Origin of the sequence: Shinella kummerowiae, assembly GCF_009827055.1 — a bacterium.
GTDB lineage: Bacteria > Pseudomonadota > Alphaproteobacteria > Rhizobiales > Rhizobiaceae > Shinella > Shinella kummerowiae.
Map to the genome: position 1 here is coordinate 635,534 of NZ_WUMK01000003.1, position 19,745 is coordinate 655,278.

Consider the following 19,745-nt stretch of genomic DNA (forward strand, 5'->3'; position numbering starts at 1 on the left):
GTGCGTACCTTTGCCTGAAGAGGGGAAGCCGCATGAAGACGAGCATCACCACAAGCGCGACACGCGCCCCGGATCGTAGCCGCCACTGGCACGAGGCCATCGCCTCGGCCTATTTTCCGCTCGACCTTCGCTTTCGTGAGGCGGGTCGCTTTTCCGGTGACCTGACAACCTGGCAGTTCGGCGACGTGTCGATCTCGCGACTGACCTGTGACGCACTGCAATACCTGCGCCTGCCGCACCATTTCCGCGGTGCCCGGGAAGAAGAGTTCCTCGTGACCGTGCCAGCCAAGGCTGAGGTGTTCTTCTCCCAGTGCGGTCGGGACGTGAAGTGCCGGCCCGGCGGCTTTTTTCTGGAACGCAGCAGCGAGCCCTACCAGTTCAGCCATGCCGAAGCGGCAGACATGTGGGTACTGAAGGTGGAAGCCGACGCGCTCGGCGGCCGTATGCGCGCGCCGGACCGCTTCTGTACATTGCAGTTCGAGGCCAACAACGGCGCCGGCGGTCTCTTTACCGATATGTTGCATCTGCTGCCCGCTCGCTTCGACGGCATGACGCAGGAAGCAAGAACAACGGTCGGCCGTCAGCTTGTCGACCTCTTGGTGCTGGCGATCAAGGCCGATGACCGCGTGCTGACGTCAGGCAACTCCACCGTCCGCAACGCCCATCTCGCTCGCATCGAGGCCTACATGCGCGCCAACCTTCAGGATTTTCGTCTCGACCCAGAACGTATCGCGAGCGCCTGCGGCATCTCCACCCGCTATCTTCATGAACTTTTCAAGGATACGGGCGACACCGTCAGAAACTGGATCCGCGGGCAACGACTGTCGGCTTGCCGGGATGCGCTCGCCGACCCGAACAACACCCAGACGGCTGCGGAAATCGCTCATAGCTGGGGTTTCAGCGATCAAGCCCAATTCTCCCGCACCTTCAAGATCCACTTTGGCATTCCGCCGGGGGAGTACCGTTCGAGAGCATGTGCAACGAGGATGGGGACGGTAGCATCGCCCAGGTAGGCGGTCCTGAACGATCCTTTCGGAAAAGTACCGGTCGTCATGATGGCCTTCGCGCTCCCGTGGTGAAGCGCATCCCGGCTCCAATCCACGGGCGCGCCGGGGCATTTCGAGCGAGTTGCGACTCGGGAAGAGTCTTTGCCATCGGCGTCACGCCCCGAACTTCAACCCGCCGAAGCAGGCATATTTCAGCTCCACATATTCCTCGATACCATATTTGGAGCCTTCGCGACCGAAACCGCTCTCCTTGATGCCGCCGAAGGGGGCGAGTTCGGTGGAGATCAGGCCCTCGTTGATGCCGACCATGCCGAATTGCAGCTCTTCGAGCACATGCCAGATGCGGTTGACGTCGCGCGCGTAGAAATAGGCCATCAGGCCGTAGCGCGTGTCATTGGCGAGGCGGACGACCTCGGCTTCGTTCTTGAAACGGAAGACCGGGGCGACCGGGCCAAACGCCTCTTCCTGCGCGAGCCGCATCGAGGCCTGCATGCCGCTCAGCACCGTCGGCTCGAACCAGGTCCCGCCAAGCGCGTGCGCCTTCCCGCCGGTTTCCACGCGGGCGCCGTGGCCCACTGCGTCGCCAATCAACTCTGCCACCTTCGCGACGGCCTTGGCATTGATGAGTGGCCCCTGCACCACCTCCGGCGCGGCACCGTCTCCAACCTTCAGCCTGGCGACCTCTTCCGTCAGCTTCGCCACGAAGGCATCGTGGATGCCGTCCTGCACATAGATGCGGTTGGTACAGACGCAGGTCTGGCCGGAGTTGCGGAACTTTGACGCGATGGCGCCGGTGACGGCGAGATTGAGGTCGGCGTCGTCGAAGACGATGAACGGCGCATTGCCACCGAGTTCCAGTGACAGCTTTTTCAGCGTGTCGGCGCATTGCCGCATCAAGAGCTTGCCGACAGCGGTCGAGCCGGTGAAGGAAAGCTTTCGGATGATCGGATGTTCGCAGAGCAGGCGGCCGATGCCGGCGGCGTCCTTCGATGGCACGATGTTGAGCACGCCGGCCGGAATGCCGGCCCGCCGGGCAAGCTCAGCCATGGCGAGCGCCGTCAGCGGTGTTTCCTCCGACGGTTTGACGACCATGGTACAGCCGGCGGCGAGCGCCGCGGCAGCCTTGCGGGTGATCATCGCCAGCGGAAAATTCCAGGGCGTGATGGCGGCACAGACGCCGATCGGCTGTTTCAGCACGACAAAACGCCGGTCGCGCCCGGCCGAGGGGATGACGTCGCCATAGACGCGCTTGGCCTCTTCGGAAAACCAGTCGACGAAGGAGGCGCCGAACGCCACCTCGCCTCGCGCCTCGTAGAGCGGCTTGCCCTGCTCGGCGGTGATCAACCGGGCAAGGTCTTCGGTGTGGGCGATGATGAGGTCGAACCAGACGCGCAGCAGTTTTGCCCGCTCCTTGGCCGGACGTTCGCGCCAATCCACCTGCGCGCGCTCGGCGGCGAGGATCACCCGCTCGACGTCGGACGCTGCGAGGTCGGCAACGCGGGCGAGAACATCGCCCGTCGCCGGATTGCGGACCTCGAAGGTCGCACCCGTATCCGCCGCGACCCAAGCGCCATCAATGAAGGCCTGGTCGTGAAGTAGCGCGAGCGTCATTGCCCGGCCTCCACCTTTTCCAGCGCGGCACGCAGGCTGTCCTTGAGGATGGCGACGCCTTCGTCGAGATGCTCGAACGGAATGGTCAGCGGCGTCAGCACGCGCACGACATTGCCATGCACGCCGCAGGAGAGCAGCAAGAGGCCCTTTTCGGCGGCTGTATGCGTGATGGCCTTCACCAGCTCCGGCCAAGGCTGGCGCGTCTCCCGGTCACGCACGAACTCGATTGCCACCATCGCGCCGAGGCCGCGCACGTCGCCGATGCAGGCGAACTCGTTGCCCTCCTGCCAATCCTCGAAGACCGCCTTCAAGCGGCTGCCGACCTCGTTGGCGCGGTCGATCAGTTTTTCGTCTTCGATGATCTCCATCACGGCAAGCGAGGCCGCGCAGGACAGTGGGTTGCCGGCGAAGGTCGAGCCGACGCCACCCATGGGGATCTTGTCCATGATATCGGCGCGGCCGGTGACCGCGGCGATCGGGAAGCCACCGCCAAGGCCCTTGGCCATGGTGACAATGTCGGCGGCGACGCCCGCATGTTCCATCGCGAACATTTTTCCCGTGCGGGCAAAACCCGTCTGGATCTCGTCGGCGATCAGCAGGATGCCGTGTTTGTCGCAGATCTCACGCAGCGTGCGCAGGAAGGTGACGGGCGCGGGATAGAAACCGCCCTCACCCTGCACCGGCTCGACAAAAATGCCGGCGACGCGGGTCGGGTCGACCTCGGAGCGGAAGAAGCGGTCGAGCGCCGTCAGGGACTCCTGTTCGGAAATGCCGTGATAGGGGATCGGGAACGGCAGGTGGAAGACGTCAGGCACGAGAGGGCCGAAGCCGGCCTTGTAAGGCGCGGTCTTGCCGGTCAGCGTCATCGCCATCAGCGTGCGGCCGTGGAAGGCGCCGGAAAAGGCGACGAAGGCCGAGCGGCCGGTTGCGGCGCGGGCGATCTTGGCGGCGTTCTCGATGGCTTCCGCACCGGTGGAGACGAGAAAGGTCTTCTTCGGAAAATCGCCCGGAACCAGGTCGTTCAGCTTCTCGCACACCGCGACATAGTCGATATAGGGCGTGGTCTGGAACGAGGTGTGGGTGACCTTGTCGAGCTGGTTGCGCACGCGCTCGACCACCTTCGGATGGCGGTGGCCGGTATTGTTGACGGCGATGCCGGCGGCAAAATCGATATAGCGCTTGCCTTCGACGTCCCACAGTTCGGCGTTTTCCGCCTTCTCGATGTAGACGTCGAGATGTTTCGACAGGCCAGCCGGAATAGCGGCAGCGCGCCGCGCCGTGAAGGCAGCGTTCGTGGACATGGATGTCTCCTTGGACAGTTTGTTATCGCGCGGCGCTAATCGCGGCGCTTCAAGTTGGCCGGCCCCACCCGCTCGGACGGGGCCGGCGCATCAATGCCTAGACGGCCGCCTTGGCACGGCGGGCATCCCGGTCGAGCTTCCAGTCGACGCATTCCTGCGAGCAGTAAATGCTCCCGTCATGCACCTTCTTGCGAGCGGAATCCTCGGCCGAGGCCTCGTAGATCAGCACGCCGCAATTGGCGCATTTCGTGTAGCTTTCGATGTAAAGCCCGTTCAGCGAAAACTTCATGGTCTCAGGCCTCCTGATAGCCGTAATGTTTCTGGGCGGCCGCCTTGGAGACGTAGCCCTCGCGGACATCCTCTGCGACCGCTGCCGGGTCACGCTTCGCCGGTTCGCCGTAGCCGCCGCCACCGGGGGTGACGAGCCGCACGCGGTCGCCACGGCGGATCGAGACGTTGGAGTAGCGGCTGGTCGAGGCCTTGCCATAGGCCTCGCGCATCGTCTGCCAGTCCTCGCGGCCGTTCTTCATGACCAGCGTCGCGCCGACGCCGCCTTCCGTGCCGCCGTTCAGACCCCAGGGGGCGAGCAGGTGGCGGTCGGTCATCTGCGAGCAGATGATCTCGTCGTTGAGGCACAGCATCTGCTTGGAGTAGCCGACACCACCACGAAACTCGCCGGCACCGCCGGCATCGACGTTGAAGGCGAGGCTTTCGATGCGCCAGGGGAAGCGCGTCTCGTAGACTTCGACCGGCGTGATGCGGCAATTGCCGTTGATCGAGTCGACGCCGTCATTGCCATCCGCAAAGGCGCGGCCACCCCAACCGACCGCTTCGAGGTCGTAGCAGGCGAAGTATTCGCCCGTATCCGCATCGACCCCGCCGAACACGAAGTTGCAGTGCGTCGCCCCTTCCGCCGCCATAACACGGTTCGGAATGGCAGGCGCCATGGCGCCAAGAATGGTGCCGACGATGCGCGGATGGGTCTCGGTGTTGCCGCCGACTTCCGGTGCCGGGAAATCCACGTTGACGATGGTGCCGGGCGGCGCCATGACGCGGATCGGCCGGAAGCAGCCGGAATTGCGCGGGATCGTCGGGTCGGTCATGTGCAGCACGGCATTGTAGGCGGCCGAGGTGGCAACGCCCAGCGTCGCATTGATCGGGCCGGAGGCCTGCGGCGAGGAGCCGTGATAGTCGACGATGATTTCACCGCCGCGCTTGTGTACTTCCACGGCGACCGTATAGGTGCGCTCGGCGTCGATGCCGTCGCTCTCGATCGTATCGGAGAAGGCGTAAATGCCGTCGGGGATTGCTTCCAGTTCGGCGCGCATGCGGCGTTCCGAATAGAGCAGCAGGTCGTTGACGGTCTCCTTGATCTTCTCCTTGCCGTATTTCTTGTAGATCTGCGTCATCTGCTTTTCGCCGAGATCGACGGCGGCGATGAGGGCGCGCAGGTCGCCATAGTTGACGCGCGGCGTGCGCACATTGGCGAGAAGCAGCTTCCAGACCTCGATATTGTCCTTTCCGCGCTTCTTGATCTTCACCGGCGGAATGCGGAGCCCCTCCTGGAAGATTTCCGTCGCCTCGCCGCAGAAGCCGCCCGGCGCCATGCCGCCGACTTCGGCGATATGGCCGATCGCCACCGCAAAGCCCATGATCTCGCCATCGACGAAGATCGGCTTGAAGAAGGTGTGCTCCGGCGTGTGCAGGCCGCCGCGATAGGGGTCGTTGTGGAGGATGACGTCGCCCTCCTCGATCTCGTCGATCGGGATTTCCTTGAGGCACGACTTGACGAGCAGCGGCATGCCGCCGATCTGCGCCGGGCAATAGTCGGCGACGGCGATCATGTCGCCGTTCATGTCCGCGAGGCCGCAGGTGAAGTCGAGCGCCTCGTTGAAGATCGTCGAATAGGACGTCTTCATCAGCACAATCCCCATCTCCTTGCAGAGAGAGACCATGCTGGATTCCAGAATGTTCATTGTAACGAAGTCCATGACGGTACTCCTCAGGCCGAAATGATCAGATTGCCGAGCCGGTCGACGCGGAGCGTCTGTTTCGGCTGCAGGATGGTGACGGAGGCGTTTTCCTCGACAATGGCGGGACCGGCGACGGTCTGGCCCTGCTTGAAGGTGCCGCGATCGTAGGTCTTCACCTCGTGCCAGCCGTCCTCGAAGCGCACCTTGCGGCTGCCGGAGGAGGCGGGCGTGCCCTCGCCCTTTTCTAGCTCCCGCATCTGCGGCTTTTCCGAAACGGCAACGGCCACGACCTTGAGATTGACCGTCTCGATGGTCTCGCCGGGAATGGAGAAGCCGAAGCGGTTCTGGTGCTCCTCGTGGAAGCGCTCCCAGAGGCTTGCGATGGTTTCCTCGGTAAATTGGTTGGCCGGGAAGCTCAGTTCCAGCTCGTGGTTCTGGCCGAAATAGCGGGCCTCGATGGAACGGTAGATCTCCACCTTCTGCTGGTAGCCCTGCGAGACCAGCTCGGCGATGGCGCCATCCACCAGTTCCGTCATCGCCGCCGTAGCACGGGCACCGTCGAAATATTTCGAGATTTGCTGCACCGTGCGATGCCGGTCGACACGGGCATCGGTCATGATGAAGCCGAAGGCCGAGAACTGGCCGGGATAGTTCGGCACGATGCCCTGCGGAATGCCGGAAATATCCATCAGGTCGCAAATGTGCACCGGACCCGCTCCGCCGGAGGCGACGAGCGAGAAATCGCGCGGATCGAGGCCGCGCTGGAGCAGAACGGCACGCAGCGCGCCGAGCATGTTGTTGTTGGCGATCTGCACCATGGCGAAAGCCGCCGCATCGACCTCAAGGCCGAGTTGGTCGGCGATCCTCTTGACCGCGCGATGCGCCGCCTCGGCGTCGAGCTTCATCTTGCCGCCGAGGAAGTAATTGGGGTTGATGCGGCCGAGTACGACATTGGCGTCGGTCACGGTGGCGTTCTCGCCGCCGCGGCCATAGCAGGCGGGGCCTGGCGCCGCGCCGGCCGATTGCGGGCCCATGCGCAGCATGCCGCCCTTGTCGATCCAGGCAATCGAGCCACCACCGGCGCCGATCGTGTGGATGTCGATCATCGGGATCTGGATCGGCAGGCCCCATTCGATCTCGAAGCTGGTCGTCACATGCTCCATGCCATCGACGACGGTCGAGCAATCAGTGGAGGTGCCGCCCATGTCGAAGGTGACGAGGTTCTTGATGCCGGTGAGTTCAGAGAGAACGCGGGTGGCGACGACGGCGCCGGTCGGACCGGACAGCGTCATCTGAACGGGGGCTTCGGCAGCGCCCTTCAGTGTGGATTCACCACCGTTCGACTTGATCACGCCGATCCGGTCGCCGATGCCGATGGCGTCGAGGCGTTTTTGCATGCGGTGGAAATTGTCCGAGACGATGGGCTTCAGGTAGGCGTCCGCAATGGTGGTCGAAGCGCGGTCGTATTCCTTCCACTTCGGCAGGACCTCGTAGGAAATCGAGATCGGCATGCCGGGCAGTTCTTCGGCAAGGATATCGCGGATGCGCTGCTCGTGGCTCGGGTCGATATAGGAGAACAGCGTGCACACCGCGATCGCCTCGATCGTGCCGTCGGCCTTGATGGTGGCGGCGAGTTCCCGCACCGCCGCTTCGTCGAGCGCCGTGACCAGTTCGCCCTTGGCGCTGAAACGGCCACCGATCTCATAGGTGTCGGCGCGCTTCATCAGCGGCTTGGTCTTGATCCAGGTAATGTCGTAGTGGCTGCGGCGGTCGCCGCGCTGGATGAAGGGAACATCGCGAAAGCCTGATGTCGTGACATAGGCGACCTTGGCGCCGCGGCGCGTCAGGAGCGCATTGGTCGCGATCGTCGTGCCGAGACGGATCTTGTCGACGCTGGCGACATCGTCCACCTGTCCGAGCCCCTGGAGCACGCCTTCGATCGGTTCGGAGGGCGTCGTGAGGTTCTTCCAGTTCTCGATGGTGCCGGTCGCTGCATCGTAGGAAACGAAGTCGGTGAACGTTCCCCCAATGTCGATGCCGATGATTTTTCTGTCAGGCATTGTTCCCTCTTTTCTCATGGATAGGATCAGGACGAGCGGGGTTTTTCCCGCTCGTAAGCTTCAAGCAGATGGCGCCAGGAATCGCGGATGTGATCGCGGATGGCGTCCATCGCCTTTTCGGGGTTGCGGGTGCGCAGCGCCTCGACGACCGGCCAATGATCGACGGCCGCCGCCATCTGGCTCTCGAACTGGCGCTCGGCCATGGTGATCAGCATCTGCACTTCCGCCTGGATGTTGGTGAAGGCGTGCAGCGTCTGGCGGTTCTTCGAGAGCCGGCAGATTTCGAGGTGGAAGGCGAGGTCGTTTTCGACCAGCGCGATTTCGTCATTGGCATTGGCGGCCGCGACCATCGCATCGACGAAGCCGGCAATACGCTCGATGTCGGCGTCGGTCATCTGCGGCAACGCCTGCTCGACGGCGAAGCGCTCGACCACGACGCGGAACGAGAAGATCTCGTCGATATCGCTGTGCAGGAAGGTGCGCACGAACGTGCCTTTGCGGGGAACCGCGACGAGCAGGCCACGCTCCTCCAGCCGGCGGATCGCCTCGCGTATGGGGTTGCGGCTGATGCCGAGCTGGCGAGCCAGCTCCGCCTCGTTGATGCGCTGGCCGGGCTGGAGGCGGCCGAAGATCAGTTCGCGCACGAGAAAGGCCGAAACTTGGTCGGAGAGCATCCTGTTGTCGATGATGCCAATTGGCTCGTCGCTGTTGAAGAGTAGATTGTTAGCCATTGATGAGCCCTTTCTCGCGTTGTTCCTGCTCCGGCAGGGTCATTTCTCGCCCTGCCATGATTCCGTCTTTCCGGAAGACCAGTATCAACAGCATAAAGGCCGCGATGATAAGCTCCTGCGTGCCCGCCGGCAGCGACCACTGCTCAGCGCCGATCGAAATCCCGCCTTCAAGCCGACGGAAGATATCAACCATCGCGGTGATGACGACGACACCGACCACTGCGCCTGCGAGGCTACCCATGCCGCCGACGATGAGCATTGCGAGCGCCAGGAAGGTGAAGCTCAGGAAGAAACTGTTGATCGAGACAGTCCCGAGATAGTGCGCCTGAAGGACGCCGCCGAGGCCCACCATGAAGCCCGAGAGCGTGAATGCGATCAGCCGCGACCAGTAGAGCGAGATGCCGGACGCCGCGGCCGCGACCTCGTCCTCCCGCGTCGCGCGGATCGCAAGGCCAAAGGCGGAGGTCTGGTAGAGATAGGCGATGACGATCGCGAAGACCGCACAGCCGAGCGCCAGCCAGGCCGTGACGTAGGTCGGAAGGCCGACGATCGATGCCGAGCCCATCGTGACGCTGTCCCAGTTGGAATAGACGACATTCAGGATGAACAGCACGGCAAGGGTCGAGATCGAGGCCGCCAGACCGGTGAGCCTCATGATGACGAGGCCGGTAAGGAAGGCGGCACCGCCGGCGAGCAGCACCGAGACCACGGCGGACGGCAGGAGCGGAATGCTCTGGTCGCGCAGGAACGGCGGCAGGCCGGACATTGTGATCGGCTTCAGCATCTCGCAGCAGGTCTGCCAGGCTGAGGCATAGGCGGCGATCGCCATGAAGGTGGCGTGGCCAAAGGAGATGATGCCGGAGTTGCCGACGAAGACATAAAGCCCGACGACGATGACGATGCTGATCAGCATTTCGACAACGGTGCGTTGGATGGAGAGGCCGCCGAACTGGCCGGTGACCACCACGATGATCGCAAGCGGAATGACGAGGGCGAGTACCGGGAACCAGAAGCGGCCGATCGTTGCGAAGGACATGGTATCGCTTTTCATTATACGCGCTCCTTCGCGGCGCTGGTGACGATCAAGCCCTGCGGGCGCACAAGGAGGATCAGGATGACCATCATGAACACGCCGGCATCGCGGAAGGGGCGCAGGTCCGCCGGCAGGTAGGTTTGCAGAAGCACGCTGGCGACGCCGACGAGGAACCCGCCGAGTGCCGCGCCCGGCAGCGAGCCCATGCCGCCGATGACGGTGGCGAAGAAGGCGTAGACGACGGGCATCAGGCCCATGCGCAGGTCGAGCGTGCCGGTCTGGATGGTCAGGAGCAGCGAGACCGCACCGCCGAGTAGACCGGAGATGGCGAAGGCGAGCGCGATCACCCGGTTTGCCGGCATGCCGAGCAGTCTGGCCATCTGGAAATTCTCCGCCGCCGCCCGCATCTGGATGCCGATTGGCGTCTTCTTGAGAAAGAGTACCAGGGCAACGAGCAGGCCTGCGGTCACGACCATGGTGAGCAGTTGGATGCCCGGAACGCGCACGCCGCCGATCTCTACGGCATTGGCGAGGCCCTGCCCGATGCCGACCGATTTCGGCCGGCCGGTGTGGATGAGCATGACGAGGTTCTGCAGGAAATAGCTGACGGCGAAGGAGGAGATGAGCAGCGTCGACGGATTGGAATTCCGCAGCGGCCGGAAGGCGACGCGCTCCGTCAAAAGCGCCAGCGCCATGACCACGACGAGCACGCCGCCGATCATCAGGGCCGAAGGCAGCGCACCGAGCAGCAACGGCGGCGTGACGCTCGCGGTGGGCACGACCAGTGCATAGGCGCCGATGGTAATGTAATCGGCCTGCGCGAAATTGACGAGCCGCATGACGCCGAAGACGAGGCCGATCGCCAGAGCGACGAGGGCATAGAGGCTGCCCAGCGCGATGGCATCGACGAGAACTTGAACGATGTTGGCCATGGCGTCCTGTTCCTAGATCGCAAGGGTGCTGTCGGTCGCCTTCTCGCCCAGATAGGCGCGGCGGACGGCGGGGTTTTTCTGGATATCCTGGGGCGAGCCTTCGGCAAGGCTCTGGCCACCATCGAGCACATGGATGCGCTGGCACACACCCATGATCACCTTCATATTGTGTTCGATCAGCAGCACGCCGCAGCCGAACCGCGCCGGCAGCTCGGCTATGACCTCCATCAGCGCCTCGCATTCCGCGTCGTTCATGCCGGAGGCCGGCTCGTCGAGCAGCGCGAAGGACGGCTGCAAGGCGAGTGCCCGGGCGATGCTGACACGCCGCTCGTCGCCGTAGGAAAGGCTGTCGCACCTGTGATCGGCCTTTTTCACGAGCCCCATCCAGTCGAGAATTTCCAGCGCCCGCTCCCGAGCCACCCTGCGCGACAGCCCGCTGCCGATCGCGGCGACCGAAAGGTTCTGCTCCACCGTCATCGCCCGAAAGAGACGTGCGGCCTGAAAACTGCGGCCGACACCGGCCTGGGCGATCTTGCGGGCCGTGAGCTTCGAAACGTCGGTTCCGTCGAGGCTGATGCTGCCGCTGGTCGGCCGCTGGAAGCCGCTCAGCACATTGACCATGGTCGTCTTGCCTGCGCCGTTCGGGCCGATGAGGCCGAGCACCTCGCCGCGCCGGAGTTCGAGGTCGACCCCGCTCAAGGCCCGGATGCCGCCAAAGGCGACGGCAACGCCGCGGGCTTCCAGCCGTTCTTTCGATGGACGTGACATATCGGGCGAGACCTATTCGTAAGCTCGGCTATGAATTTGTTTGGAGATTTGGTTCCGTCGGCTGCACCGCCATGCAGCCGACGGATCGCTGCCGGTTACTGACCGACGCGGAACAGCAGTTTCATGTCCGGCTTAAACGAGTTCCGGTAGACCTCGACGGCGCGGAAGGAGTCGTTCTCGACCTTCATGATCAGCCAGGGACGATCGATCTGGATATGCAGCTGATCGGTGAAGGATGTCGGGCCGGCGGTGAACGGCTGGTCCTTGAAGGTGTTCATGACGCCGACGACAGCTTCGGAATCCGTCGTCTTCGCTTCACCGACCGCATAGGCCCACTGCTCGATCAGGCTATAGCCGAGAACCGAATAGGAGGAGACCGGCGGTTCGCCGTAACGCGCCTTGTGGTTTTCAAGGAACGTGTTCATTTCCGGGCGTGGATCATCGCCGTAAAGCGACATGAAGGCGGGAAGGTAGAAATCCTTGAGGCCCGGCACGGCATTGAGCCAGTAATTGTCGACCATGGCCGTGTTGGCGAGGATCGGCAGATCGACTCCGGCAGCGCGAAGCTGGCGCACGGCCGAAGCGCCACCCGGCGTGAACGAGCAGACGAAGACCGCATCGGGCTGCGTTGCCAGTCCCTTGAGGCGGGTTATCTGGGAGGCGATCGACGGATCGTCGTTCTTGAACGTATCGTTGCCGAGGATGGTCTCCTCGCCGGCGCTTGCAGTCCAGGCCGCGCGGAAGCCGGCGCAGGCCGACTTGTTGTATTCGATCGTCAGGTCTTCCAGCACGTAGACCGACTTCAGGTTCATTTTCTTGTTGCCATATTCGGCAATGGCGATGCCTTCCGATTGCGCCGCGCTGTTGGCGGTGAAGGCGAGCGGGCCGACGCCCTGCACGCCCATCTTCGGATCGGCGGCGCACAGGCTGAAGGCAACCTTGCCGGCCTGCTTGGCCGCAAGTGCGGATGGTGCGCCGAAATCGTAGTCGCAAGAGACGACCAGCATATCGACGCCGCTATCGACAAGCTGGGCGCCCACCGTCGCGGCGCGAGCCTGCTCCGTCTTGGTGTCCATGACGGAATACTCGATCTGGCGGCCCAGGAGACCGCCGGCCTTGTTGATTTCCTCGATCTTCATGACGGCCGCCTTGAACGGTGCGCTGTCATAGTTGGAAAGCCAGCCGGATTCCGCGATGGCGAAGCCGATCTTGATCGGCTCTTCGGCCTGAACGCTGGCCACCGGCAATAGAAAGGCGATTGCGGCCGAAGCGGCCACAGCAACAGATTTCATCGTCGTTCCCCTTTGACGATGAACGATGCATCGCCATAATTTTTTGCACATAGTCCTCTGTGGACAGAAGACAGAATGCGGGTTAGATTTTTTTTGTCAACGGCAAAAAACGGTAAGCCTTTCCGATTTCTATCGGCGGCCTCAACCGCGCTAAAGGGGAACGACATGCTTGAAATCCGCGGCCTCACTGCCGGCTACGGCCGGCTTGCTGCCTTGAAATCGATCGATCTGGAGGTCCGCACGGGCGAGATTGTCTTCGTCGTCGGCCCCAACGGTGCCGGCAAATCCACGCTCCTGAAGACGATTTCCGGGCTCATGGTGCCGACCGGAGGTACGATGACCTTCAATGGAGAGCCCATCACCGGCCAGGTGCCGGAAAAGCTGTGCCGCAAGGGCCTGGCGCTGGTACCGGAAGGGCGCAGCATTTTTCGCACGCTGACGGTACGAGAAAACCTGCTGCTCGGCGGCATGATCCGCAAGGACAAGGCAGAAGCCGCTGCCGATCTGGAGCGTGTGCTCGCCATCTTCCCGATACTGAAGGCCCGCTACCGCGGCGTTGCCGGCCACCTTTCCGGCGGCGAGCAGCAGCAGCTCGCCATTGCCCGCGCCATCCTGCAGCGCCCCTCGCTAATGATGATCGACGAACCGTCGCTGGGCCTCGCACCGCTCGTCATCGACCAGGTCTATGACAGCCTTCGCCAACTCAATGCCGATGGGCTGACACTACTTGTCGTCGAGCAGTCCACCGCCCGTATCCTCGATCTCGCCTCGCGGATCTATGTGCTGCGCAACGGCCACGTGGCGCTGGAAGGGTCGGCCAGCGATCTCGCGGACGGCCACGCGCTGGAGGAAGCCTATTTCGGCTACAGCGATCCTCAGGCTGCACAGGCATAATTCGGTATATTCAGGGCAGGACAGATGATTTTCGACTATTGCATCATCGGCGGCGGCATCGTCGGCTTGGCAACCGCCATGCGTCTTCTCGAAGACAGGCCGGGCAGCAGCCTCATCCTCCTCGAGAAGGAGGACAGGCTCGGCAAGCACCAGACAGGCCACAACAGCGGCGTCATCCACGCCGGTATCTATTATCCGCCAGGCAGCCTCAAGGCCGAACTCTGCCGCAAGGGCGCCGAGGCAACCAAGGCGTTTTGCGCAGAAAATGGCATTCGCTTCGAGACGTGCGGAAAACTGCTCATAGCCACCTCCGATCTCGAAATGCAGCGCATGAACACCCTGTACGAGCGCTCGAAGCAGAACATGATCGAGGTCCACCGGGTCAGCGAAGGCGAATTGCGCGAGCGCGAGCCGAACATCAGCGGCCGCGGCGCGCTGTTCGTGCCTTCAACCGGCATTGTCAGCTATGCCGAGGTCTGCCAGGCCATGGGCCGACGCATCGTGGCACTCGGCGGCGAAATCCGCCTTTCTACCCGCGTCACCGATATTCATGAGACGGCCGATGCCGTTGACATTGCCTCGGACGGCGAAAGCTGGCGTGCAAAAAAGCTGGTCGCCTGTGCCGGCCTGCAATCCGACCGACTGGCGATCCTTGCCGGCCTCGCCATCGAACACCGCATCGTGCCCTTTCGCGGCGAATATTTTCGCTTGCCGGCCAACAAAAACGACATTGTCCGCCATCTCATATATCCGGTCCCGGATCCGGCCCTGCCCTTCCTCGGCGTCCACCTCACCCGCATGATCGACGGCAGCGTGACCGTTGGCCCGAACGCCGTCATCGGCTTCGCCCGCGAGGGTTATCCGCGACTCTCCGTCAATCTCGCCGACATGGCCGATTACGCTCTCTTCCCCGGCTTCTGGAAGACCGTCTTCGCCAATCGCAAGTCGGCGGTGACGGAGTTGCGCAACTCTCTCTGGAAATCAGGCTACCTGGAGGAATGCCGCAAATATTGTCCGAGCCTCACCATGGCCGACCTGTTGCCCTACGAAGCGGGCATCCGCGCCCAGGCCGTGCGCAAGGACGGCGCCCTCATCCACGATTTCCTGTTCGCCGAAACCGACCGCATGCTGCACGTCTGCAACGCCCCCTCACCCGCAGCAACCTCAGCAATCCCGATTGCAGAAATGATCGCAAGCCGGTTGGCAGGACGAGCAACTTGAAACATCAGTTTTTGAACTCTTGAGAGGATACGAACCGACGCTCCAGCAGTTGCGCTACCTCTATGCCGTATCTGGAGGACACCAAACGCAAAGGAGGCTGTCCTTCATTGCACCCAGAATGATTTTTCCGACAAGATCCCTTCCGACGGAACCTGGGTAATGCACAGGCGAAGATGATTGTCGAACGTGTCTCAGCCAGGTGGCGGGAGCACTTTCTATGCTCCGGCTTGGCACACCTCCCACGACGGTACCGGGAGACTACGGAAGAAACTATCGGTCGATTTCAAATCCTCGCCTAACCGCAATTGTCGACGCACTTCAGAAATGAAAGCGCATCCCTAACGGAACCACGGACCCTTCACCACTCGCCGACATGCAAAGTAAGATCGCCATTACTGTGTTGCCTGATGGGAGGTTTGCGGAGCCGATCGCCGGTTCCGGCGCCCCGACTGTTGATTGCCACCGAGACCTGACTCGCGGGTCAGGTCTCGGTGGCGATCAACAAGCTCCAGAGGGTTTTGCAGCAACGAGATTGCGACAACATTGTCAGTTTGGAACAGGAAACCGAAATTTCATTGTCATGGAGAAGCGTCTGTCGCACGGGTTTCAGGTCCCCGCGGAAAAAGAAAAGATACTCGTCTGCCGAAGCCATCGAGATAGGTCAGGACCACCGGTACGAAGACGAGCGTCAGCAAAGTCGAGGAGATCAGCCCGCCGATCACCGCATGTGCCATCGGCGCTCGCGATTCCCCGCCTTCACCCACGCCGATCGCCATGGGCAGCATGCCGAAGATCATGGCGAGCGTCGTCATGACGATGGGTCGCAGACGGACCGCGCCGGCATTGGCGAGGCTTTCCTGTAGAGACTTTCCGGCCTGCCGCTCCTGGTTCGAGTAATCGACGAGGAGGATGGCGTTCTTTGTCACCAGCCCCATCAGCATGATGAAGCCGATGATCGAAAACATGTTCAGCGTCGATCCGGTGACGAGGAGACCGATGAGAACCCCGATGAGCGACAGTGGGAGCGTCATCATGATCGCAACCGGCTGGATGAAGGAGCCGAATTGCGAGGCGAGGATGATGTAGATGAAGATAACAGCGAGTGCCAAGGCCTGGATGGCGTAGCCGAGGCTTTCGGCGAGGTTCTCTGCGTCGCCGCCGAAGGATATGCGGTAGCCGGGTGGGATATCCATCATGGCGATTGCCGCATCCAGATCCCGCCGCACATCCCCGAGGGGGCGACCTTCTACATTGCTGGAAATTCGGATTTCCCGAGACAGATCCTTGCGAGTGATCGCATCCGGCGCCGTGCTCTCGATCACATCCGCGACCTGATCGAGGAGCACCGTGATCGGCTTGCCGTTCTCGTCCGTACGGTTCGTGGAAATCGTGAGGTTACGCAATTGCGCCGCGTCCTGGCGACCTGCGGCCGGCAGCCGCACCATGACGTCATAGGTTTCACCGTCTGGCGCATTCCAGACAGAAACGGCATCGCCAGCCACCAGCGGCCGCAAAGTGTCGCCGATCATCGCGATGGATACGCCGAGATCGCTCGCTGCCTCCCGTCGGACCTTGACAGCCAGCGTCGGACGCTCGCTTTCGATCGAGGATTCCACCTCCGTCGCGCCGGGAATTTTCGACAGCGCCGCCGTGATCTCGGCCGAGATCTTGCGCAACTGGTCGTCGCCGTCACCGAGAACGGAGAGTTGTAGCGGCTTGGCCGTCGCTCCGCCTTCCGACTGGCTCACCGACACCTTCAGCCCCGCAACCGCCGCGAGCCGTTGGCGGACAGGTTCGAGTGCTTCGGAGGTCGTGATGTCACGGCGGTCGTTCGGGACAAGCTGCACGGCGACGACGGCCTGGTTGAAGCCACGCGCACCGCTGGCATTGATCGTCGAATAGATCGTGTCGACATAGTCGAATTCGCGAAGAGCCCTCTCGACCTGACCGACCTTGGCGGCCATGTATTCCAGCGATGCGCCTTGGTTCGCCTCAAGAGAAACCGACACCTCGCCCTCATCGGCGGGCGGCAGGAATTCTGCGCCGATCTTCGGTATCAGCATCAGACTTGCGATGAAGACGGCGACGACAATTCCGATTGTCGTCTTGCGGTGGTCGAAGGTCCAGTGGATCAGCAAGCGATACCTGTCTGCGAGCCTTTCGAACCAGAGGTCGAAACGCCGGATGAGCCTGCCGAGCGGCCCGCGCCGTGCGTCCTTTTCCGAATGGGGATCGTACCAGACGCTGGATAGCATCGGGTCCAGGGTGAAGGAGACAAAAAGCGAGATCAGAACCGCAACAGCGACCGTGACGCCGAACTGCAGAAAGAATCGGCCTATCAGCCCTCCCATGAACGCGACCGGCAGGAAGACCGCGACGATGGATAGCGTCGTCGCGAGCACTGCAAGACCGATCTCGTTCGTGCCATCAAGCGCGGCTCGAACGTGATCCTTGCCCATATGAAGATGCCGTGTGATGTTTTCCCGTACGACGATCGCATCGTCGATAAGGATACCGATCGAAAGCGAAAGCGCCATCAACGTCATGGTGTTGAGCGTGAAACCGAGCGCATAGATGACAGCGAATGTGCCGATCACCGAGATCGGCAGGGTCAACCCGGTGATAACAGTCGAGCGCCAAGAGTTCAGGAACAGGAAAACGATAACGACGGTCAGGATACCCCCTTCGATCAGCGTCCTCTGAACCTCGGACACCTGCGCGGAGATCGCGCGCGCATTGTCGCGGGTGACCTTAAGTTCGATACCCTCGGGCGCGAGCTCGACGTTGAGGACCGCGATCTCCTTCTGGAGGTCTCCAGCGACGGCGACGGTGTTCGCCCCCTGAACCTTGACGATGTCCATGCCGAGCGAGGGAACGCCCTGATACGTGGCGCGGCTTGTGACCTCCGCTCCCGTATCCAGCACTGTCGCGACGTCGGAGAGATAGACGGGATAACCGCCGCTTTGGGCAACGATGATGCTGTTGAAACCTGCAACGTCTTCGATCCGCCCTTCAACCGTGACGATCCGCTGGTCGATCCCGGAAATCAGCGTGCCGGCGGCCCTGTCCTGGTTCTCGCGCCGGATGGCGTCCATGACCAAGGCGACGCCGACACCATGGGCCTCCAGCCTGTCCGGATCGACAACGATGAGCATCTGCCGCTTGCTGCCGCCGACAAGCGTGATCTGGCCGACACCGGATATCACGCTCAGGCGGCTGGTAATGACGCGATCGGCGAACGTCGTGATTTCTGAGAGCGAGCGCGTGGACGAGGAGACCGCCAAGGACAGGATTGGCGCATCCTCCGGATTGAATCGCGTCACCTGGGGTGTATCCACCCCATCTGGAAAACCGGCCTCCAGTCGCGCGACGCGATCGCGAACCTCCTGAGCGGCGGCCTGTGAATCCACGTCGAGCTCGAACTGCACGACCACGACCGCGCGGCCCTCGTAGGATTCGGAGGTGATGGTGTCGATGCCGCCAATCGTGTTGAGCGCGGACTCGATCGGCCGCGCGATCTCGCTTTCAATCGTCTCGGGCGATGCACCGGTGTATCCGGCGGTGACCACGACGATGGGAAGATCCGTCTCGGGGAACTGATCCACACCAAGCCGGCTGAACGAGAAGAGGCCGACGACCAGAACGGTCACCATCATCATGGTGGCGAAGACAGGGTGGCCGACGCTGACGCGGGTGAGAAACATGGTGTTACTTCCCCTCGACCGTTACGGGCGTATCGGCAACGAGCTGAGGCAGGGGGGCGGAAACGACAATTTCTCCGGTCGACAGCCCCTTCACTTCCACCAGACCCTGATCACTCCAGGTCGTTCCGAGTGTCACATCTTGGCGGCGGAGAAAACCATCCGCGACTTTCAGGACGAAGGGGCCGTTGCTGTCATGCCGGATAGCCGCCGTCGGCAGGGCCACCACGTTCTCCTGCTGGTCAATCCTGAGCACGCCCGTCGTGAACATGCCGCCCTTAAGAAGAAGATCGTCATTGCGAATGGCAATGAACACACGAACGGCACGCGAGCCGGCCACCGCCGTCGGCGCGATACGGGTCACTTCTCCTGCGAAGGTACGATCCGGAAACCCCTCAACCAGAAGATCGACCCGCTGGCCGATCCGCACACGCGGGATGCGGCTTGTCGGAACGCCCGCATCAACTTCCATTTGCCGGAGGTCGACCGCGGTCAAGAGTTCGCCATTGACCGGCACAGTCTGTCCCTGCTCGGCACTGCGCGCAGCGACAATGCCATCAAATTCGGCATGAACCTCGGCGTCCTTGAGCGCCCGCTCGGCATCATTGACCGTGGCCTGCTTGGCCTTCAGTTGTGCGCGCAGATCGAGGACCTTCGCGTTCGCCTCAAGCCGCGTGGCTTCGGAGGCAGCGCCCGTGTCGCGAAGGCTCGAATTGCGCCTCAGCACATTCTCGGCAAGCTCGAGCTGCGCCTCGATCGCCTCGACCTCGGCGCTGCGAGCCGTAAGGGCGGATGAGAGGCCTGCCGTGTCGATCCGCACCAGCAGATCGCCCTTCTTTACGATATCACCAACGCGTACGGGCAAGTCGATGATCGTGCCGGCGACCCGTGCCGTCAGGCTCGTGCGCCGAACCGGGGTGAGCGAGCCCGAGATACGCACATCGCTGCCCAGATTGCGTGGGGCGACGGTCGTGACATCGACGCGCGCAAGTTCGACCATTTCCCCGACCGTCGATGGCGCCTGAGCCGCAACATAGTCTGCCGCGCCAAGTGTCGGGATGATCAAGGCGGCGAGAATGAGAGCTCGGATCGTCTTCATGCAGGACTCCATTAAACGGCACAGGCGCCTTCTGGCAGGTGCGGAACTGGAGAAACCCGCATCGAGGCAAAAGGCGTAAAGATTTGGGCGCAGCTTATCGCGCAGACAAGATCAGGTTTTCA

At 62.4% G+C, this 19,745-nt stretch carries 15 protein-coding genes; 3 read left to right on the forward strand and 12 right to left on the reverse strand.

The window, feature by feature from the left end:
* Nucleotides 1-32 precede the first annotated feature (32 nt).
* Nucleotides 33-1,013: an AraC-like ligand-binding domain-containing protein gene (locus tag GR138_RS10645; protein ID WP_160859128.1), complete on the forward strand. Its 981-nt coding sequence runs from the start codon at nt 33-35 to the stop codon at nt 1,011-1,013.
* 147 nt (nt 1,014-1,160) lie between these two features.
* Here the strand turns inward: GR138_RS10645 and GR138_RS10650 are convergent, their stop codons facing one another.
* The 10 genes from GR138_RS10650 to GR138_RS10695 form a co-directional block, all read right to left on the reverse strand.
* Nucleotides 1,161-2,618 carry an NAD-dependent succinate-semialdehyde dehydrogenase gene (locus GR138_RS10650; protein WP_160859130.1) on the reverse strand — a complete coding sequence of 486 codons (1,458 nt, stop codon included), beginning with the start codon at nt 2,616-2,618 and terminating at the stop codon, nt 1,161-1,163.
* Nucleotides 2,615-3,919 carry a 4-aminobutyrate--2-oxoglutarate transaminase gene (gabT, locus tag GR138_RS10655; RefSeq protein ID WP_160859132.1) on the reverse strand — a complete coding sequence of 435 codons (1,305 nt, stop codon included), beginning with the start codon at nt 3,917-3,919 and terminating at the stop codon, nt 2,615-2,617. Before gabT ends, GR138_RS10650 begins: the two co-directional genes overlap by 4 nt.
* Before the next feature lie 97 nt (nt 3,920-4,016).
* Nucleotides 4,017-4,208: a hypothetical protein gene (locus GR138_RS10660; protein WP_160859134.1), complete on the reverse strand. Its 192-nt coding sequence runs from the start codon at nt 4,206-4,208 to the stop codon at nt 4,017-4,019.
* A gap of 4 nt (nt 4,209-4,212) precedes the next feature.
* Nucleotides 4,213-5,910: a hydantoinase B/oxoprolinase family protein gene (locus tag GR138_RS10665; RefSeq protein ID WP_160859136.1), complete on the reverse strand. Its 1,698-nt coding sequence runs from the start codon at nt 5,908-5,910 to the stop codon at nt 4,213-4,215.
* Nucleotides 5,911-5,921: 11 nt separating this feature from the next.
* Nucleotides 5,922-7,952 (reverse strand): hydantoinase/oxoprolinase family protein, encoded by a 2,031-nt coding sequence (locus GR138_RS10670; protein ID WP_160859138.1) that lies wholly within the window; start codon nt 7,950-7,952, stop codon nt 5,922-5,924.
* A gap of 26 nt (nt 7,953-7,978) precedes the next feature.
* Nucleotides 7,979-8,683, reverse strand: a complete 705-nt coding sequence (locus GR138_RS10675; RefSeq protein WP_160859140.1) for a GntR family transcriptional regulator — start codon at nt 8,681-8,683, stop codon at nt 7,979-7,981.
* The gene (locus tag GR138_RS10680) at nt 8,676-9,734 is read right to left on the reverse strand and encodes a branched-chain amino acid ABC transporter permease (RefSeq protein WP_246200346.1); all 1,059 of its coding nucleotides are present in this window, start codon (nt 9,732-9,734) and stop codon (nt 8,676-8,678) included. Before GR138_RS10680 ends, GR138_RS10675 begins: the two co-directional genes overlap by 8 nt.
* Nucleotides 9,734-10,648 (reverse strand): branched-chain amino acid ABC transporter permease, encoded by a 915-nt coding sequence (locus tag GR138_RS10685; RefSeq protein ID WP_160859142.1) that lies wholly within the window; start codon nt 10,646-10,648, stop codon nt 9,734-9,736. Before GR138_RS10685 ends, GR138_RS10680 begins: the two co-directional genes overlap by 1 nt.
* A 12-nt stretch (nt 10,649-10,660) precedes the next feature.
* Nucleotides 10,661-11,416, reverse strand: a complete 756-nt coding sequence (locus GR138_RS10690) for an ABC transporter ATP-binding protein (RefSeq protein WP_160859144.1) — start codon at nt 11,414-11,416, stop codon at nt 10,661-10,663.
* Between the two features lie 95 nt (nt 11,417-11,511).
* The gene (locus tag GR138_RS10695; RefSeq protein ID WP_202402592.1) at nt 11,512-12,708 is read right to left on the reverse strand and encodes an ABC transporter substrate-binding protein; all 1,197 of its coding nucleotides are present in this window, start codon (nt 12,706-12,708) and stop codon (nt 11,512-11,514) included.
* A gap of 165 nt (nt 12,709-12,873) precedes the next feature.
* Between GR138_RS10695 and GR138_RS10700 the strand changes: the two genes are divergently transcribed.
* Nucleotides 12,874-13,602 carry an ABC transporter ATP-binding protein gene (locus GR138_RS10700; protein ID WP_160859148.1) on the forward strand — a complete coding sequence of 243 codons (729 nt, stop codon included), beginning with the start codon at nt 12,874-12,876 and terminating at the stop codon, nt 13,600-13,602.
* 24 nt (nt 13,603-13,626) lie between these two features.
* Nucleotides 13,627-14,823, forward strand: coding sequence for an L-2-hydroxyglutarate oxidase (gene lhgO / locus GR138_RS10705; protein WP_160859150.1), 1,197 nt, complete (start codon nt 13,627-13,629; stop codon nt 14,821-14,823).
* A gap of 578 nt (nt 14,824-15,401) precedes the next feature.
* Here the strand turns inward: lhgO and GR138_RS10710 are convergent.
* Both GR138_RS10710 and GR138_RS10715 read right to left on the reverse strand, forming a co-directional pair.
* The gene (locus tag GR138_RS10710; protein WP_160859152.1) at nt 15,402-18,527 is read right to left on the reverse strand and encodes an efflux RND transporter permease subunit; all 3,126 of its coding nucleotides are present in this window, start codon (nt 18,525-18,527) and stop codon (nt 15,402-15,404) included.
* Nucleotides 18,528-18,531: 4 nt separating this feature from the next.
* The gene (locus tag GR138_RS10715) at nt 18,532-19,623 is read right to left on the reverse strand and encodes an efflux RND transporter periplasmic adaptor subunit (protein WP_276508778.1); all 1,092 of its coding nucleotides are present in this window, start codon (nt 19,621-19,623) and stop codon (nt 18,532-18,534) included.
* Nucleotides 19,624-19,745 lie beyond the last annotated feature (122 nt).

Coding starts and splice junctions, on each gene's coding strand:
- lhgO (WP_160859150.1), top strand. CDS start 13,627: ATGATTTTCGACTATTGCATCATCGGCGGCGGCATCGTCGGCTTGGCA.
- GR138_RS10665 (WP_160859136.1), bottom strand. CDS start 5,910: ATGGACTTCGTTACAATGAACATTCTGGAATCCAGCATGGTCTCTCTC.
- GR138_RS10670 (WP_160859138.1), bottom strand. CDS start 7,952: ATGCCTGACAGAAAAATCATCGGCATCGACATTGGGGGAACGTTCACC.
- GR138_RS10695 (WP_202402592.1), bottom strand. CDS start 12,708: ATGAAATCTGTTGCTGTGGCCGCTTCGGCCGCAATCGCCTTTCTATTG.
- GR138_RS10685 (WP_160859142.1), bottom strand. CDS start 10,648: ATGGCCAACATCGTTCAAGTTCTCGTCGATGCCATCGCGCTGGGCAGC.
- GR138_RS10675 (WP_160859140.1), bottom strand. CDS start 8,683: ATGGCTAACAATCTACTCTTCAACAGCGACGAGCCAATTGGCATCATC.
- GR138_RS10660 (WP_160859134.1), bottom strand. CDS start 4,208: ATGAAGTTTTCGCTGAACGGGCTTTACATCGAAAGCTACACGAAATGC.
- GR138_RS10650 (WP_160859130.1), bottom strand. CDS start 2,618: ATGACGCTCGCGCTACTTCACGACCAGGCCTTCATTGATGGCGCTTGG.
- GR138_RS10690 (WP_160859144.1), bottom strand. CDS start 11,416: ATGTCACGTCCATCGAAAGAACGGCTGGAAGCCCGCGGCGTTGCCGTC.
- gabT (WP_160859132.1), bottom strand. CDS start 3,919: ATGTCCACGAACGCTGCCTTCACGGCGCGGCGCGCTGCCGCTATTCCG.
- GR138_RS10710 (WP_160859152.1), bottom strand. CDS start 18,527: ATGTTTCTCACCCGCGTCAGCGTCGGCCACCCTGTCTTCGCCACCATG.
- GR138_RS10700 (WP_160859148.1), top strand. CDS start 12,874: ATGCTTGAAATCCGCGGCCTCACTGCCGGCTACGGCCGGCTTGCTGCC.
- GR138_RS10680 (WP_246200346.1), bottom strand. CDS start 9,734: ATGAAAAGCGATACCATGTCCTTCGCAACGATCGGCCGCTTCTGGTTC.
- GR138_RS10645 (WP_160859128.1), top strand. CDS start 33: ATGAAGACGAGCATCACCACAAGCGCGACACGCGCCCCGGATCGTAGC.
- GR138_RS10715 (WP_276508778.1), bottom strand. CDS start 19,623: ATGAAGACGATCCGAGCTCTCATTCTCGCCGCCTTGATCATCCCGACA.